This window comes from Streptomyces sp. NPDC101194 (assembly GCF_044767885.1).
In the GTDB taxonomy this organism is placed as follows: Bacteria; Actinomycetota; Actinomycetes; order Streptomycetales; family Streptomycetaceae; genus Streptomyces.
The window spans coordinates 298,834-315,831 of sequence record NZ_JBIWOS010000009.1; the positions used below are offsets into that span (position 1 = coordinate 298,834).

Annotated in this window: 11 protein-coding genes and 2 pseudogenes; 10 read left to right on the forward strand and 3 right to left on the reverse strand. The window is 69.7% G+C overall.

Features of this window, described 5'->3' with window-relative positions:
* The first annotated feature begins 75 nt into the window (after nt 1-75).
* Both ACIRP2_RS29815 and ACIRP2_RS29820 read left to right on the forward strand, forming a co-directional pair.
* Nucleotides 76-813: a hypothetical protein gene (locus ACIRP2_RS29815; RefSeq protein WP_404255611.1), complete on the forward strand. Its 738-nt coding sequence runs from the start codon at nt 76-78 to the stop codon at nt 811-813.
* A 249-nt stretch (nt 814-1,062) separates the two neighbouring features.
* A complete protein-coding gene (locus ACIRP2_RS29820) occupies nt 1,063-1,692 on the forward strand; it encodes a sigma-70 family RNA polymerase sigma factor (RefSeq protein ID WP_404255613.1) in 630 nt (209 codons plus the stop codon).
* Nucleotides 1,693-2,117: 425 nt separating this feature from the next.
* On the opposite strand, the gene ACIRP2_RS29825 is transcribed toward ACIRP2_RS29820, so the two are convergent.
* A complete protein-coding gene (locus tag ACIRP2_RS29825) occupies nt 2,118-2,828 on the reverse strand; it encodes a tectonin domain-containing protein (protein ID WP_404255711.1) in 711 nt (236 codons plus the stop codon).
* A 534-nt stretch (nt 2,829-3,362) separates the two neighbouring features.
* On the opposite strand from ACIRP2_RS29825, the gene ACIRP2_RS29830 reads away from it, so the two are divergent.
* Nucleotides 3,363-4,532 (forward strand): serine hydrolase domain-containing protein, encoded by a 1,170-nt coding sequence (locus ACIRP2_RS29830; RefSeq protein ID WP_404255615.1) that lies wholly within the window; start codon nt 3,363-3,365, stop codon nt 4,530-4,532.
* A gap of 295 nt (nt 4,533-4,827) precedes the next feature.
* Here the strand turns inward: ACIRP2_RS29830 and ACIRP2_RS29835 are convergent.
* Nucleotides 4,828-4,947 (reverse strand): annotated as a pseudogene (locus tag ACIRP2_RS29835) (IS5/IS1182 family transposase); the annotation flags it as partial.
* A gap of 124 nt (nt 4,948-5,071) precedes the next feature.
* Here ACIRP2_RS29835 and ACIRP2_RS29840 point away from each other — a divergent pair.
* From ACIRP2_RS29840 to ACIRP2_RS29850, 3 genes are all read left to right on the forward strand, one after another.
* Nucleotides 5,072-5,611: a hypothetical protein gene (locus ACIRP2_RS29840; RefSeq protein WP_404255617.1), complete on the forward strand. Its 540-nt coding sequence runs from the start codon at nt 5,072-5,074 to the stop codon at nt 5,609-5,611.
* A complete protein-coding gene (locus ACIRP2_RS29845; protein ID WP_404255619.1) occupies nt 5,608-7,149 on the forward strand; it encodes a multicopper oxidase family protein in 1,542 nt (513 codons plus the stop codon). The genes ACIRP2_RS29840 and ACIRP2_RS29845 overlap by 4 nt, the downstream gene beginning before the upstream one ends.
* A gap of 380 nt (nt 7,150-7,529) precedes the next feature.
* Nucleotides 7,530-9,983 (forward strand): GH92 family glycosyl hydrolase, encoded by a 2,454-nt coding sequence (locus tag ACIRP2_RS29850; RefSeq protein ID WP_404255621.1) that lies wholly within the window; start codon nt 7,530-7,532, stop codon nt 9,981-9,983.
* Nucleotides 9,984-10,480: 497 nt separating this feature from the next.
* Here ACIRP2_RS29850 and ACIRP2_RS29855 read toward each other — a convergent pair.
* Nucleotides 10,481-11,267, reverse strand: a pseudogene (locus ACIRP2_RS29855) (transposase family protein).
* 342 nt (nt 11,268-11,609) lie between these two features.
* Between ACIRP2_RS29855 and ACIRP2_RS29860 the strand changes: the two are divergent.
* The 4 genes from ACIRP2_RS29860 to ACIRP2_RS29875 all read left to right on the forward strand — a co-directional run bounded on the left by ACIRP2_RS29860 (nt 11,610) and on the right by ACIRP2_RS29875 (nt 16,710).
* The gene (locus ACIRP2_RS29860) at nt 11,610-12,236 is read left to right on the forward strand and encodes a hypothetical protein (RefSeq protein ID WP_404255623.1); all 627 of its coding nucleotides are present in this window, start codon (nt 11,610-11,612) and stop codon (nt 12,234-12,236) included.
* Between the two features lie 745 nt (nt 12,237-12,981).
* Nucleotides 12,982-14,394: a family 2B encapsulin nanocompartment shell protein gene (locus ACIRP2_RS29865; protein WP_404255625.1), complete on the forward strand. Its 1,413-nt coding sequence runs from the start codon at nt 12,982-12,984 to the stop codon at nt 14,392-14,394.
* A 76-nt stretch (nt 14,395-14,470) separates the two neighbouring features.
* A complete protein-coding gene (locus ACIRP2_RS29870; RefSeq protein WP_404255627.1) occupies nt 14,471-15,799 on the forward strand; it encodes a family 2 encapsulin nanocompartment cargo protein terpene cyclase in 1,329 nt (442 codons plus the stop codon).
* 5 nt (nt 15,800-15,804) lie between these two features.
* Nucleotides 15,805-16,710, forward strand: a complete 906-nt coding sequence (locus tag ACIRP2_RS29875) for a geranyl diphosphate 2-C-methyltransferase (RefSeq protein ID WP_404255629.1) — start codon at nt 15,805-15,807, stop codon at nt 16,708-16,710.
* The last annotated feature ends 288 nt before the right edge of the window (nt 16,711-16,998 follow it).

The following is a 16,998-nucleotide window of genomic DNA, read 5'->3' on the forward strand; positions in this document are numbered from 1 at the left end:
GCTTTTCCGGCATTGAAGGCAAGCCGGACGCCCTGCCATGTCGCCCGGCCCTCCGCGATGGGAGGATGAGGCGCCATGGAAGCGGGACCGGTCGGACGCTCGGTGAGGGCGGCGATGTTCGCCGTCGTCTCCGTCACGCTCGCCGCGACCGGGCACGTTCTCATGTCCGAGGCACCGATCCCCTTCTGGGTGCTCGCCGTCGGCTTCCTCGCGCTCGCGGTTCCCGGCTGGTGGTTCGCCGCCCGCGAGCGAGGACCCTGGCTCGTCACGGGCCTCGCCGTCGCGACCCAGGGCGTGCTGCACAACGCCTTCACCGCCGCGCAGTCCGCCCTCGGAACCGTCGGGGGTACGGGCTCGTACGACGCCGGAGCGGGTGCGGCGCCGACGGACACCATGACGGGCATGGACCACATGGCGGGCATGGACCACTCGGCCGCGAGCGGCGCGATGACCGGCATGGAACACATGGCCGGCATGGATCACGCCTCCGCCACGGGCCACCTGGGCTCGGTGGGCCACATGGGCCACGACATGGCCGGAATGTCCTCGACGGGGATGCTCGCCGCGCATGTCCTCGCCGCCCTCGTCTGCGGCGTGTGGCTGGCCCGTGGCGAACGCGCCGCTTTCCAGGTCCTGCGCGCGGTCGCGGGCCGGCTGCTCGCTCCCCTTCACCCCCTCCTCACAGCGCCGTTGCCGGCCCCGCGCCGCCGCCTGCGCCCCCACCGGGGTCTGAGCGACCGGCTGCCGCTGGGCCTGCGGTGCGCTCGCGCGCGGGACCGGCGCGGGCCGCCCGGGGTGCTCGCCGCGTTCTGAGGACGCGGCAGGCATTCCGGAGGACGTACACACCCTGGCACGCGACCGGTCGCCGACCGGCCCGCCGCCGTACCCGCACGCAGCGGGAGTCCTCCGGCACACCCGGCCCCGAAGGGCCCGGGTGCCCCATTCACCGGAGACCCGGACCCGTCCCGTGCGCCGCCACGCGCGCCGTAACCCCGGCGCGCGACCCCGCGCCGTGACCGGACGCCCGGGTGCCGGACCGATCCGTGAAGGACACACCTGGCGATGAACACCACACTGCCCGCCCTGCGCGGGTCACAGTGCGCCTCCGTCCCGCGCGACAGGACGGCGGAGGACACCGTCTCGACCGGCTGGGCGCTCGCCGCCCGCGCCGGGGACCGCGAGGCCGCCGACGCCTTCGTGCGGGCCCTGCACCGCGACGTCGTGCGGTACGTGGCCCACCTGTCCGCCGACCCGCAGGCCGCCGAGGACCTCGCGCAGGACACGTTCCTGCGCGCGCTGCGCACCCTGCACCGCTTCGAGGGCCGCTCCTCGGCCCGTACCTGGCTCCTCACCATCGCGCGCCGCGCCGTCGTCGACGACTTCCGCAGGGCCGCCGCGCGTCCCCTGCTCGCCGACACCGACGACTGGCGCGCGACCGTCGAGCGCGCCCAGCCGACAGGTCTGCCCGGCTTCGATGAAGGGGTGGCGCTCCAGGAACTCCTGGCCGCGCTCCCGTACGACCGCCGACAGGCGTTCGTCCTCACCCAGTTGCTCGGGCTCTCCTACGCCGAGGCCGCCCGCGCGGCGGGCTGCCCGGTCGGCACGGTCCGCTCCCGGGTGGCCCGCGCGCGTACCGCCCTGACCGCACAGCTGGAGCGCGACGAGGCAAAGGCCCTGGCACCGGCCGCCTAGCGCACACCGGGGCCGCTCCCGCGCCGGGGCGGCCCCGGCCCCACCGCGCGCGAAGAGGCGCGCGTCCTCTCGGCAGTCGAACCCGAACCGTATGCAGTTCCCCGGTTGCGCGGAGAGATGGCGCACCCGCCGCACCGGTCCGGCCGGCGCGTGAGCACGGGCATGTCCGCCGCGAGCGAGGACCGCCGCAGTCTCGTCCGCGGTGCGGCCCGGACTGCTGCGGGTGGTGCGCCTGCCGGTCGCCCTCGCGTGCCGGGTGCGGCCCGTGGGTGTCCTCGCGGGGCGGCCGGATGGCTGACCGGGATGAGGCGCCGGGCCGGGCGCGGGCCTGCGGCTCCCTGCACGAACCCGACGACGCGGAGGACGGCCGAGTCGTCCGGGCGGGCCCCGGCCCATCCCGGCAAGAGGCCCGCACGGAGCCGGAATCAGCTCGGCTGGTCGCCGATGTACCGGTAGATCTCGCCGGCGCTGTTGACGTGCCACGCAGTACCGTCGGCGCCCGCGGCGATGTCGGTGGCGACGCCGGGAATCTTGATCCACGGGTTGGCGCCACTGGAATCGTTGTTGGTGTACCGGTAGATGCTGCCGGCCGGATCGACGCCCCACACGTTCGTCCTGGAGCCCACCGCGATGCGCTTGAGACTGCCGGGGACGCTCTTCCACGTGGTCGAGCTGTCCTGGTCCCCGATGTACCGGTAGATCTGGTTGCCGCCGTTGACGTGCCATACGGTGCCGTCGGCACCCGTGCCGATGTCGACGGCGACGCCAGGGATCTTGATCCACGGGTTGGCGTCGTTGTTGGTGTACCGGTAGATGGCACCGGCGGAGTCCACGCCCCACACATTCGTCCTGGATCCCGCATCGATGCGGACCAGACTCCCGTTGATGCCCACCCAGTTCGTGGACCCCTGGTCTCCGGCGTACCGGTAGATCTGGTTGTTGCCGTTGACCCCCCACACGGTGCCGTCTGCCGCGGCACCGATGTCACTCAACCCCCCGGGGATGTTGATGAACGGGTTGGCGTCGTAGTTCGTGTACCGATAGATGGCGGTCGCCCCGTTCACGCCCCACAGCGTCGTTCTGGACCCCGCCGAGACGGCGCTGAGACTGCCCGCGACTTTCACCCAATCCGCCATGCCGAGCACGCCCTTTCCCTGAATCACCGGCAACTGTCGTGCTCCACGACGATATGGGCCAATGGGATGAGTGAAGACATGCCTTGATGTCAAATAAGACGAAAACTAGGTGTTTCAAATCCTGTCTGCTTGCACGAGCGGGGCAGGAGTGCCCTGGCTGTCGGCAACTTGACGCGAAGCGTTGTCCCACCCTGGGGGGATCGACACGAGTGCCGGTGCGTGTCTCCCGCCGGGCTGGCCATGCGGACGGGAGACCGAAGCGGGAGGCCGGTGGCAGCTATCGCGCTCAGCCACCCACCATCGGCAAGATCACGATCTTGCTGGACGGGGTCGAGCCTCAGCATCCATGGAGGGGTAACCCCCTGCTCTGCCCTGAGGACAGTGCACCGGTACATCAGGGGGAAAGCCGGATGGGGCGATCCCTCCTTCGCTGGTGGGATGGTCGCCGACCGCCGGCTCCGGGGGCGACACAGTCGCGGGCCGCAGCCTGAACGGTCCCTGAACGCGCGCAACTCGAACGGAGAAGAGGTCGTCATGCAGGGGTCAAGAAGGCGTCGGCGAGACCTGCTCGTCCTGACCAGCCTGGCCACAGCTGTCCTCGCCGCATCCATCGCGCCCACGGCGGCGGCGAAGCCGCAGCCGACCGATCCGCTCCAACGGCAGGTTGAGGCGATCCGCGACACCGGGGCCGTCGGTGTGCACGCCGAGGTGACGTCAGCGGACGCACGCGACAGCGCGTACGCCGGGACGGCCGAGATGAACACAAAGAGAAAGATGCCCCGGGAGGGCAGGTTCCGGATCGGCAGTTCCACCAAAACCTTCACCGCCGCGATTGTGCTGCAACTCGTCGGCGAGGGGCGAATGTCCCTGGAGGACACCGTCGAGCAGTGGCTGCCCGGCGTGGTCCGGGGCAACGGCAACGACGGCAGCCGGATCACTGTGCGGCAGTTGCTGCAGCACACCAGCGGCATCCCTGATGTCGGGCCGGATATATCCGCGTTGAACAGCGCGGACGGCTATCGCGCCGAGCGGTTTCGCACGTACACCCCCGAGGAGCTGGTGGGCCTGGCGATGCGGCACGCTCCCACGTTCTCCCCGGGCGATGGCTGGTCGTACTCCAACACCAATTACATTCTCGCCGCGATGATCATCCACAAGGCCGTCGGCCGGAGTTGGGAACAGGAGGTGAAGGACCGGATCGTCCGCCCCCTCGACCTGAGGGACACCAGTACGCCCGGTGTCTTCCCTTCCATCCCGGGCCCGCACGCCCAGGGCTATGCCGCGTTCGGCACCGACAGCGGCATCGACGTCACGGAGCTCAATTCGAGTATGGCCGTCGGCTCCGGCTCGATCGTCAGCACCGTGCATGACCTGAACCGGTTCTACGCCGCGCTGCTCGGCGGCCGTCTGTTGGCTCCGGCGCAGCTCGACGAGATGACGACCACCGTGCCCGCGCCCGAGCTGGGCGTGAGATATGGACTCGGCCTTGCCGAGATTCCGTTGCCCTGTGGAGGCAGCTACTTCGGCCATCGGGGCGAACTCCTCGGCTATGTCACCTGGGGTGGCGCCACCAGAGACGGGGCCCGGACCGTCGCGGTGTACGTCACGAGTGACGGCGGCCAGGACACCCAGCAGTCCATGATCACACTCGTGGGTCAGGAACTGTGCCGGACGAGCTCCCAGCACTCCGGCCGTAGACCTTGACGAAGCGGAGATCCTCTCGGAAGAGATCCAAACCAATACCCCCAACCCGGCCGCATCCAAGCCGGAAGGTCATGGCCGTACGGGGCGCCACCACCGCGCCTCGGTGGGCTGGAACGCCTGCGCCTAAAGGCTGTCCCGGGCCCTCTTGGCGTTTACCCCATGGCTCCGAGAGGGTCGGCACCACGGTCGCCTGCGGCGGCAAGGACGAACACGGCGCCGCCACCGCACCCCACCGCGAAGAGGCCGTGGCTTCGTGGATGTCGTCGCGTCTTTCGCAGCGGACGCGAAGGCGTCAAAAGCCGTGGAACCAGGCGACGGTGCGCTCGACAACCCAGCGGTGAACACCGAGGCCGGAGCCGTGCTGTACTCCGCGGCGGGCGATGACCGGTGTGATGCCCTGCGCCCGGACCACTCTGCACGCGGAGATCAGGGAGCCGTCCGAGAGCGGGCGGCTCGGCCCTCTACGTCCAGGCGTAGACGCGCATGTGGGCGCGGACTACGGTTGCGTGCCGATCACCCACTGCCCAGGGGAGACGCCCATGCAGCCGTCGTTGGCCTCCGCCGAGCCCGGCGGCACCGGAACGCGCGAGTCGTCAGACCCGCGACGGCGCCCCGCGCGGGCCCGCGGTGCACTGCGCGCGGTGACGACGGTGCACACCGCGACCCTGTTCACCCAGGCAGTCCTCGCCGGGCGGTTCCTGTCCGGCGACTACGACATGCTCACCGCGCACGCGGTCGACGCCGACGTCATCGTCGCCGTCGGCCTCGTGCAGGTCGTGGTGGCGGTGCTGTACTGGCGCCCCGGCCATGGCCCGGGCTGGCCGGCCGCGGTCAGCGCCGTGATGCTCGGGGCCGAGGCCGGGCAGGCCGTCCTCGGCTACCAGCGGACCCTGGGGGTGCACGTCCCGCTGGGCGTGACGCTCATTGCCGCCGGGCTGCTGCTCCTGATCCAGGTGTGGCGGCACCTGCCCCCGGGCCCCGTCCCGGCCGCGCCCGGTGACGCCGAGTCAATGTCCGGGAGGGTGCCGCGGCCCGGCACGTCCCCGGAGGCGTCACGACCCGCGAAGGAGGTCTCGTGAGGCCGGCGATACCGCGCCGCCGCCTCCTCGGCGCCCTGGGCGGGGCGGCCGCCCTGGCAGCGGTGGGCACACAGATACCGCGGCTGGCCACCGGCGTCCAGACCGGGGAACTGCTGCGCAGCCTGCTCCCACTGCCCGCCCCGTACCGGGTCCCGCTGCCGGTACCGCCGGTACTGACCCCGCGTCAGGACGCCACCACCGACTACTACGAAGTGACGCAGAAGGCCGCGACCCAGGAGATCCTGTCCGGCCACACCACCGAGATCTGGGGGTACGAGGGGATCTTCCCCGGGCCCACCCTCGTCTCCCGCAGCGGTCGGCGGACCGTCGTCCGTCACCGCAACGCGCTTCCTGTGCCCGCCGTCGTACACCTGCACGGCGGCCACACCCCGTCGGCCGGCGACGGCTACCCCACCGATCTGATCCTGCCGGACGGGTTCACCGGCCCGCTCCCGCACCACGACCACCGGGCCAGCCTGGCCCACGGCTCACGCGTCTACGAGTACCCCCTCCAGCAGCGGGCCGCCACGCTCTGGTACCACGACCACCGCATGGACTTCACCGGCGCCTCCGTCTGGCGCGGACTGGCCGGATTTCATCTCGTACACGACGACGAGGAGGAGGCCCTGCCGCTGCCGCGCGGGGACCGGGACATGCCCCTCATGATCACCGACCGGGCCTTCGCCGCCGACGGCTCCTTCCGCTACCCCGCGACCGACCCGACCCTGCTGCACACCCCGGGCGTGCAGCAGGACTACGTCGAAGGGGTTCTGGGCGACGTGATCCTGGTCAACGGTGCGCCGTGGCCCGTCCTGGAAGTCGACGCCGCCCGCTACCGGCTGCGCATCCTCAATGCCTCCAACGCACGCCGCTACCGGCTGGAGCTGGCCCCCCAGCCCGCGGGCGGCGGCGCCCTGGTGCAGATCGGCTCCGACGGCGGCCTGCTGGCGGCCCCGAGAGCGCACGACGCGATCGTACTGGCGCCCGCAGAACGCTTCGACGTCGTCGTCGACTTCTCCCGGTACCGGGTCGGCGATGAGGTCACCCTCGTCAACCGGCTCGGCAGCGGCACCACCGCCGCGGTCATGCGCTTCCGGATCGCCCGGCGCGCCACCGACGACAGCGCCGTGCCCGCGCGGCTGTCGGGCATCGAGCGTCTGGACCCGGGGCGCGCGTCGGTGACTCGTACCTTCGCCTTCCGCGACCAGGGCGACGAGGGCTGGACGATCAACGGCCGGCCCTTCGACCCGATGCGGGCCGACGCCACCCCTCGGCTGGGCGCGACGGAAGTCTGGCGGTTCACGAGCGACTTCCACCACCCGGTCCACCTTCACCTGGCGCACTTCCAGGTACTCTCCCGCAACGGCGAGGCTCCCGGCCCCTACGACGCGGGCTGGAAGGACACCGTCGATCTCAGCCCGGGCGAGGCGGTCGCCGTCATCACCAGATTCACCGACTACCGGGGGCGCTTCGTCTTCCACTGCCACAACCTGGAGCACGAAGACATGGCGATGATGGCCAACTTCGAAGTCTTCTAGCTTTTTTGACCGATGAGAACCTGCTTCCGATCCCGTGGTTGCCGGCCTCCCGACGGACCAGGCCGGAGCGCGAGGCGAGAGCGAGCCGGAACTCTCAGCTGTCTGCGGCTCGGTCATCGGGGTGTGAGTGCCGCCGCAGCCCGCGGGCGGCGGCGCGCGCCACGGCCGGACTCGCACACGCACCCCCTCGGGGGCCCGGCCCGCACCCGCCGGGTCGTCACACCTCGGCAGGCCACGATTCACGACGAATTCACCCGACGTAGCGTCGAGGGCCTCCTCGCGCCTGCGCCTCCTGTCTATCTTCACGATCGTTCCGGGAACTTGTACTCCACAAGGGACACCCGGAGTTCCAAGTACGCACGAAAGGAAAGTGCTTCATCATGAAGAAGTTCCGGAGAAGACGGGACCACCGTCCGGCCACCGCCGTGGGCGTCGCCGTGATCTCGGCCGGGCTGCTCCTCCCGCTCCTGGGAAGTCCCGCGGCCATGGCCGACTCCACCGCGGCGAACCCGGTTTCTCACCCCGTTCAGTACGTGGACCCGCTCATCGGCACCAGCAACGGCGGCAACACCTACCCCGGCGCCAATGTGCCGTTCGGGATGATCGCCTGGTCGCCCACCAGCACCGCGGGCGACCAGACCAACACCGCCGCCGCCAACGGGTACTCCTACAACACCACCCGACTGCGGGGCTTCTCCCTCACTCACGTCAACGGCGCGGGGTGTCACCCCGGAGCAGCTGGTGACGTGCCGATCATGCCGTTCGCCGGCAGTGTGGACTCCTCACCCACCGCCGACACCAAGGACGCGAAGTACGCGGCGAACTTCTCGCACACCGACGAGACGGCCGAGCCGGGCCGCTACCGCGTGGGGCTCGACTCGGGTGTCACCACCGACCTGGCGGTCGGCGAGCGCGCCGGCGTGGCCGACTTCACCTTCCCCGCGGACAAGCCCGCCAGCCTGTTGTTCCGGGTCTCCAACTCCCTGAACGGCAGCGAGGACGCCCACGTCGACATCGACACCGCGCACAACAAGGTCACCGGCTGGGTGGAGACCGGCGCGTTCTGCGGTCGTCGCGCCAACGGCGGCACCCCCAACAACAACCGCAAGAGCTACTACCGCCTGTACTTCACCGCCGCCTTCGACCGCAGCTTCTCCGGCGTGGGTACCTGGCGCGACAACCAGCTCTCCCCCGGGTCCACCAGCGCCGACGGCGGCGAGGGCTACCTGACCGGCTCCGACCGGGCCGGCCGGGGATCCGGCGGTTACGTCTCCTTCGACACGGCGCATGACAACGATGTCCACATGAGCGTCGGGATCTCCTACGTCTCCCTGGCCGGTGCGGAGGCGAACCTGCGCGGCGAGATCGCCCCGAACGCGAGCGTCGAGGACGTGGCGAAGGCCGGGAAGGGGGCCTGGGACCGGGCGCTGAAGTCCGTCAAGATCAGCGGTGGCGACGAGGACCGCCGTACCACCTTCTACACCGCCCTCTACCACGCCCTGCAGCAGCCCAACCTGATCAGCGACCGCAACGGCACCTATGTGGGCATGGACCGCAAGGTCCACGCCCTCGCCCGTGGCCAGAAGGCGCAGTACAGCAACTTCTCCGGCTGGGACCAGTACCGGGCCCAGGTGCAGCTGCTCGCCCTGCTCAAGCCGCGTGTCGCGGGTGACTTCGCCCAGTCGCTGTACAACTTCGCGCAGCAGAACGACGGGATCTGGGACCGCTGGGTGCACATCAGCGGCGCCACCCACGTGATGACCGGCGACCCCTCGGCGGCCACCCTGGCGACGTTCTACGCGATGGGCGTGCGCAACTTCGACGTCCGGGGCGCCTTCGACTCCCTGTACCGCCAGGCCACCGTGCCGCACCCGTCCGGGCTGTCCGACGCGGGCTGTCCCGGCCAGTGCGAGGGCAATCGTCCCAACCTCGCCCAGTACATGAAGTCCGGCTACGCCGCCCAGGATCAGTGCCACTGCTGGGGCGGCGCCGCCGAGACGCTCGAGGACTCCGTCGCCGACGCGGCTCTCGCGCAGTGGGCCCAGCAGCTGGGCCGTGACGAGGAGCACCGGACACTGAGCGAGCGCGGCGGTTACTGGCGGAACGTGTTCAACCCCGCGGCCGGCCCGACCGCCGGTTACATCCAGGCCCGCAACGCCGACGGTTCCTGGGTGACCCCGTTCGACCCCGCTTCCGGTCTCGGCTTCGCCCAGGGCAGCGCCGCCACCTATGTGTGGATGGTGCCGCAGGACGTCCAGGGACTTGCCACTGCCATGGGCGGACGCGACAAGGCAGCGACCCGCCTGGACGACTTCTTCCACAAGCCCGACGGCTCCTGGTCCGTGCGGGGCGGCGACCAGCTGCGCTACGACCCCACCAATGAGCCGGGCATCCACGCTCCGTGGATGTACAACGCACTGGGCAAGCCGTGGAAGACCCAGGAGACCGTCCGCCAGATCGTCGACACCGTGTACGGGACGGGCCCGGCCGGTCTCCCCGGCAACGACGACCTCGGCACGATGTCGGCGTGGTACGTCTTCGCGGCGCTCGGCATCTACCCGAAGGCGCCGGGCTCGGCCGACCTGCTGCTGGGTGCTCCGGTCTTCCCGCACGCCGTCATCGCGGGCGTCGGCGACCGAGCGGACATCACGATCGACGCTCCCGGGACATCCCGCACCCACCTGTACGTGGACGCGGTGACCCTCGACGACAGGAAACACGACTCCTCCTGGGTGAACGGCTCGCTCGTGCGCCGGGGCGGCTCCCTGTCGTTCGGGTTGAGGGACCGCGCTGACACCGACTGGGCGACCGACCCGGGCACCCTGCCTCACTGATCCACTGATTCCGCCGGTCCGTGACGGCCATACGTCCATCGAGCGGAGGCCCGACCATCGGTCGACGTCACGGCCGCGCTGTGGCGTCGACCGGCACGCAGAAGCCGCCGGCTTCGTCAACCTCTACGGCTCCTCCCGGAACCACAGCGTCTGCGACGCGGGCAAGCGGGCGGAAGGCTTCATCGCCTCGTCCGACCAGCTGTCCTTCGTAGACCCGAGCGCCCTCGGCCACCGCAACGCCGCCGACCACGTCGAAGAAGCGATGCTGAACGCCATCAGCTGGGCCGACCCGCACCCCGCACCCGGCACCCGGCACCCGGCACCCGGTCGACGACCCCACAGTGAACTGGCCTCCGGCACCAGCCGGAGGCCAGTTCCGCGCTACTGGGTACGCTCACCCCTGACAACTCCACAGCCAGGTCCGAGAGCCAGGCCCTGAAGCGTCTTGCGGAAGCCTGGGACCGGGCAGGCCGAACCGGCTTCTGCGCCTTTGTGGATCACGCCGTCAGGGCGTGGTTGTGCGGGGTGGCGACGGCTTGGACTGCGTAGTGGAGGCCGTTTCCGCGCTGTCGGCAGTCGCGGAGGATGGTGTAGTGCTTCATGCGCGCGAGGGTGCGTTCCACGCGGGCCCGCACGCGTCGATGTTCCGCGTTGTCCGTTTCCTGGCCGGGCAGGAGTGGGCGGCCGGGTCGTTCGCGGTGGGGGACGACGGACGACGAGTCCGGTGTTGATGCAGGCGCCGTCCCGGAGCACCGTTGCGCCGTGGCAGACCGTCGCCGGCCCGGAGTCCCGCCATGCTTTGGCGTCCGCGGTGTTGTCGGGTGCCGGGCGGGCCGTCGCGATCACGAGTTTGGTGTCGGCGTCGATGACGACCTGCATGTTCGCGGAGTAGCGGTGGTTGTGTGAGGAGGCGCCGATCTTCCGGTCCCGGACCGGGATCGCGGTGCCGTCCACGATCCGCAGCCGTCGCACGGCGTCGGCAGGGCGGGTGGCCGACTCGATCGCCATGAGTGGCCGCAGCCGCTGGACGACCCGGCAGGGGGTGGCCCACGAGCAGCCGAACAACGGCGCGAACTGCCGCATGGTCAGGTTGGTCCGGCAGCAGACGGCCACCGGGAGAACCCGGTCCGCCGGCGGCAGGCACCGCCGCCGCCCCCGCCGGGCCCGTTCCACCCCGTTCCCGCATGACCTTCCGCAGTCGGTCGCACTGCCTCACCCGCAGCCCGGTGAACGTTCAACCCACAACGAATCAGCCCGCAACACCCCGCCCCGTACAGGAGAAATTCCCGCCCGCAGGCTTCTGCGCACACTTGACGACAGGCCACATGTCAAGCAGCGACGTGCCGACACTTCCCGGCGCCCCACCGCCACAGCGGGTGAGCAGGCGTCAGAAGATCACCTGCAAGGGCTAATCGCTGCTCAGCATCCAAGCTTTTACATAGTTTTGACGATCTTTCAGATAGCTGCCGAGAGTGGCGCGGAGGAACCCTGCACACCCGATCAGCCCCATGAAGCCGGAGTCCCGATTTGCTCGATATGACAGGAATAGGGGGTGTTAGTACGTTCAATTACGCACCGGCTGTCACAGCGGGACTGTCTCTGAGTCCGAGAAGGAGAACAAGCGACATGATCATGACCCGTTCCCAAGCGATCGCCACGGCCGTCGCGGCCGCCGCGGCACTGACCGCGACCGGCATCACCTACGCCACCGCCGCCCCCGCCGCCCAGGACCAGGTGGCCCCGGTCACCCTCCCCGCCCAGACCCCCATGGGCGGAGAGGGCAACAACACGGGCAAGGGCAACGAAGGCAAGGGCAACGAAGGCAACGAGCGCCGGGGCAACGAGCGCGAGGGCAAGCGCCGCCACCACGAAGAGGGCAGGATCCACATCAACGAGCGCGAGTACTCCGGCCGCCCCGACGGCTGCATCGTCGCCGTCAGCGGCCTGGGCGCCAAGAGCTTCAACATCCGCAACGACAGCCGCAACGAGGTCGAGGTCTTCCGCGGAGCCGTGTGCGACAACGGAGCCCCCATCGCCACCGTCGGCCCCCGCAGCACCGCCAACAACGTCCGCCCGGGCAAGGACGAGGACGAGGACGACAACTGCGAGAAGGGCGACCACAAGAAGGGCAAGCACCACGAGAAGATGAACGACGGCGTCAAGGTCAAGAACGGAGTCATCGCCAGCTTCCGCGTCGTCAAGCGCCACCACGGCGAGGGCGGCTACGGCGGCGGCGACTTCGGCGGCTACTAGAACCAGCAACCGCCCGATGCGCACACCGGAGAACCCCGGCCCGCCGTAATCGGGCCGGGACCCTCCGGCCAGGCACACGACACAGAATCCCGGCCCGCCGTAATCGGGCCGGGATTCCCGCCTGGACCCCGGCCCGAGGACATCCCTTCTCGACACATCCACATCTGACCGTTCTCCGACAAATCCACATCTCCTACGGCAGCCTTGTCCCAGCGACGGCCAACAGCCGCCATGCCGGTCGGCAACAGCGATCCGGAGCACAGCCAAGCCCTGTCGAACACCGTAAGGCGCAACGCGTCGCCGCATGCAGAACCCCCGTCAGCACCGGCCGACGGGGGTTCCTCGCCTCTCACGCGCGCCTCACCGACAGCGACGAAGCCCCTGGACCACCGCGATCTTCTGAGCACGCGGCATCGGACGCTCCGACGGCGAACACGGCTCCGCCCTTTCTCGCGGCCGCCACCGGCCTTCTCGGGCTGCCGCCGTCCGCAGGGAAGCGCCGACCGTGTCCGAGCACCGCCGACCGGCCCGGCAAACCTCCCGGCGGGCAAGATCATCGCATCGAGCTAATGTCCACGGCTTCTCAGGGCTGATCGGGTGCACCGGCCTTTACTGTTTCCCGGGATCTGGACGGATTCCCAGACGTTTGCCCCCACTTTTCCTCTTTCCCGGTGACGTGCACGCACGTTTCCCGCGTGACGCGCACGCACGCCAACCACAGCCCTGACGAAGGAGACCCCGCCCGATGTCTGTTGACACCAGCCCGGAAGCACAGCTGGAGCCGCCGCAGCAGTCCAGCCTGAGCACGGCGGCCGCCCGCAACCTCGCCACCACGACCAAGTCCGCGCCGCAGATGCAGGAGATCACCTCTCGCTGGCTGCTGCGCACGCTCCCCTGGGTGGAGGCCAAGGGTGGCGCCTACCGGGTGAACCGTCGGCTGAGCTACACCGTCGGCGACGGACGCGTGGAGTTCGTTCAGGACGGTGCCGACGTCCGGGTGATCCCCCGCGAACTCGGTGAACTGGCCCTGCTGCGCGGCTTCGAGGACGTGGAGGTGCTGACCGCGATCGCCGGCCGGTGCGTCCAGCGTGAATTCCGTGCCGGCGAAACGCTGGTCGAGCGCGGTACGCCCGCCGAACAGATCCACCTGATCGCCCACGGCCGCATCAGCCAGACCTCCGTCGGCAAGTACGGGGACGAGGTCGCCGTCGCCGTACTCGCCGACGGCGACCGGTTCGGTGAGAACGCCCTGTTGGACGCGGACGCCCGGTGGGACTACACGGCCACAGCCGATACCGCCGGCACCCTGCTCACCCTGTCCCGCGGCGACTTCGCCGCCGTGCTGTCCACTGCACCGAGCCTCCAGGCCCACATCCAGCAGTTCAGTTCACTGCCCCTCCAGCGGCAGAACCGTCACGGCGAGGCCGAGATCGCCATGTCGGCCGACCACACCGGCGAGCCGGAACTGCCCGGCGCGTTCGTCGACTACGAACTGAAGCCGCGCGAGTACGAACTCTCCGTCGCACAGACCATTCTGCGGGTCCATACGAGGGTCGCCGACCTCTACAACGGGCCGATGAACCAGACCGAGGAGCAACTCAGGCTCACCATCGAGGCGTTGCGCGAGCGCCAGGAGCACGAGCTGATCAACAACCGGGAGTTCGGTCTGCTCCACAACGCCGACTTCAAACAGCGCATCCAGACGCACTCCGGCCCGCCCACCCCGGACGACCTCGACGAGCTGCTCTGCCGCCGCCGCGGTTCCAAGCTCTTCCTCGCCCATCCCAGGACGATCGCTGCGATCGGGCGTGAGTTCAACTCCCGCGGGCTCTACCCGGACCACGTCGACCTCGGCGGGCAGCAGGTCCCGGCCTGGCGCGGGGTGCCGATCCTGCCGTGCAACAAGATCCCCATCACCAAGGAGAACACCAGCTCGATCCTTGTCATGCGTACCGGCGAGGACAACCAGGGCGTCATCGGTCTGCACCAGACCGGTCTGCCCGAGGAGTACGAACCGGGCCTGTCGGTGCGGTTCATGGGCATCGACGAACGGTCGATCATCTCCTACCTCGTCACCACCTACTACTCCGCCGCCGTCCTCGTTCCGGACGCGCTCGGCGTGTTGGAGAACGTGCAGATCGCCCGCAGGCACGACTGAGGGCTGTCCCGCAATCCTCAGAGGATTCGCCCTGCCCGGCGGCTACGACCGTCCGGACCGTCCGGGCCGGCCGAGCATGCCTGGATCCGCGGCAGCCGCCCATCCCACCAAGGAGCCATGGATGCCCGCCCCTGAGCCTTCCCCCGTGCAATCGAGTCTGCCTGCGTCTGCTTCCCGCTTCGGGACGTACGCTCTCGCCGGCGCCGCCCGTGCCTGCGACATCGGGGCCGCTGTCGGCGGCCGACCCGGTCCGCCTTCCCCGCCGACTCCGTCTCCTGTCGATGTCCCTGCCGCCGAGGTGCGGACACCGAGCCCCGAACTGGAACGGATCCTTCGCGGACCCAGTGGCCTGGGCACGGCGAGTCTGCACCTGGCCCGGCGCGAGAAGCCGTCGACGCCGCCGGAGCCACCGACGGCTCCGGCGGAGGGCAACCCGATCCCGGGTCTCTATCACCACCCGGTGCCGGAGCCCCACCCCGGACGCGTGGAGGAGGTGAGCCGCAGGATCAAGGCCTGGGCGCTGGACGAGGTCGACCTGTACCCCGAGGACTGGGAGGACCAGTTCGACGGCTTCTCCGTGGGGCGGTACATGGTCGCCTGCCATCCGGACGCTCCCACCGTCGACCATCTGATGCTCGCCACGCGCCTGATGGTCGCCGAGAACGCGGTGGACGACTGCTACTGCGAGGACCACGGAGGCTCCCCCGTCGGCCTCGGCGAACGCCTTCTGCTGGCTCACACCGCCCTCGACCCCCTGCACACGACGAAGGAGTACCAGCCGCAGTGGGCGGAGTCTCTCCATTCGGACGCGCCTCGACGCGCCTACCGCTCCGCCATGGAGTACTTCCTCCAGCGGGCCAGCCCGTCCCAGGCCGATCGGTTCCGGCACGACATGGCCCGTCTGCACATGGGGTACCTCGCCGAGGCCGCGTGGGCCCAGGCGGACCACGTCCCCGAGGTGTGGGAGTACCTGGCGATGCGCCAGTTCAACAACTTCCGCCCCTGCCCCACCATCACCGACACCGTCGGCGGCTACGAACTGCCGGCCGACCTGCACGCCCAACCCGCCATGCAGCGGGTCATCGCGCTCGCGGGCAACGCCACCACCCTCGTGAACGACCTCTACTCGTACACCAAGGAGCTCGCCTCCCCCGGCCGGCACCTGAACCTGCCCGTGGTGATCGCCGAACGAGAGGACATCTCCGACCGTGAGGCCTACCTGAAGGCGGTCGAGGTCCACAACGACCTCATGCACGACTTCGAGGCCGAGGCCGCAGCACTGGCCGCTGCCTGCCCCGTCCCGAACGTGCAGCGCTTCCTTCGGGGCGTGGCCGTCTGGGTCGACGGCAACCACTACTGGCACCAGACCAATACCTATCGCTACAGCCTGCCCGACTTCTGGTAAGAAGAATGGATTCATCCGTGACCAGCAACGAACTCATCACCGCCACCACCTCCACCAGCACCCCGGTGTTCATCCCCTCCCCGGCGACGCCGTACCAGGGGGACATCGCCCGCTACTGGGACGGTGAGGCCAGGCCCGTGAACCTCCGTCTCGGCGATGTCGACGGCCTCTACCACCACCACTACGGCATCGGCGACGTCGACCGCACCGCCCTCGGCGCCGCCGACGACAGCGAGCACGAGAAGAAGCTGATCGCCGAGCTCCACCGCCTGGAGTCCGCTCAGGCCGAGCTGCTCCTCGACCACCTCGGCCCGATCGAGCGCGACGACATGGTCGTGGACGCCGGCTGCGGCCGCGGCGGTTCGATGGTCATGGCCCACCAGCGCTTCGGGTGCAGGGCCGAGGGCGTCACCCTGTCGGCCAAGCAGGCCGACTTCGCCAACCAGCGTGCCCGCGAACTCGACATCGAGGACCACGTCCGCGCACGCGTCTGCAACATGCTCCGTATGCCCTTCGAGACCGGGCAGGCCGCGGCCTCGTGGAACAACGAGTCGAGCATGTACGTCGACCTGCACGACCTCTTCGCCGAGCACTCCCGCATCCTCGCGGTCGGCGGCCGCTACGTGACCATCACCGGCTGCTGGAACCCCCGTTACGGTCAGCCCTCGAAGTGGGTCTCCCAGATCAACGCCCACTTCGAGTGCAACATCCACTCCCGCAGGGAGTACCTGCGTGCCATGGCGGACAACCGCCTCGTACCGCAGGCCGTCATCGACCTCACGCCCGCAACCCTGCCCTACTGGGAGCTGCGGGCCACGTCCTCGCTGGTGACAGGCATTGAGGAAGCGTTCATCAACTCCTACAAGGACGACTCCTTCCAGTACCTCCTGATCGCGGCCGACCGCGTCTGACCACCTGTCGACCGAAGGAGTCGGGTCCGTCACCGACGGACGCAGTCGGTCGATCCGGTTCCTGACATGACATCGGCCCTCAAGACGTGGTGGTGGTCTTGAGGGCCGACGTGCCGTACGGGGAGGGTGCCGATGCCATGGCTCCCGACGCGTCCGGCCCGATCGAAGACCGACCCGATGGCGGACGCAGGCGCGTGCGGAGCGGGAACCATGGAGGCCATGAAACCTTCCGGGCGCCGGGCGCACCCGCCCGTTTGATTATTGGTCGCACACTCAATAGCATGGACG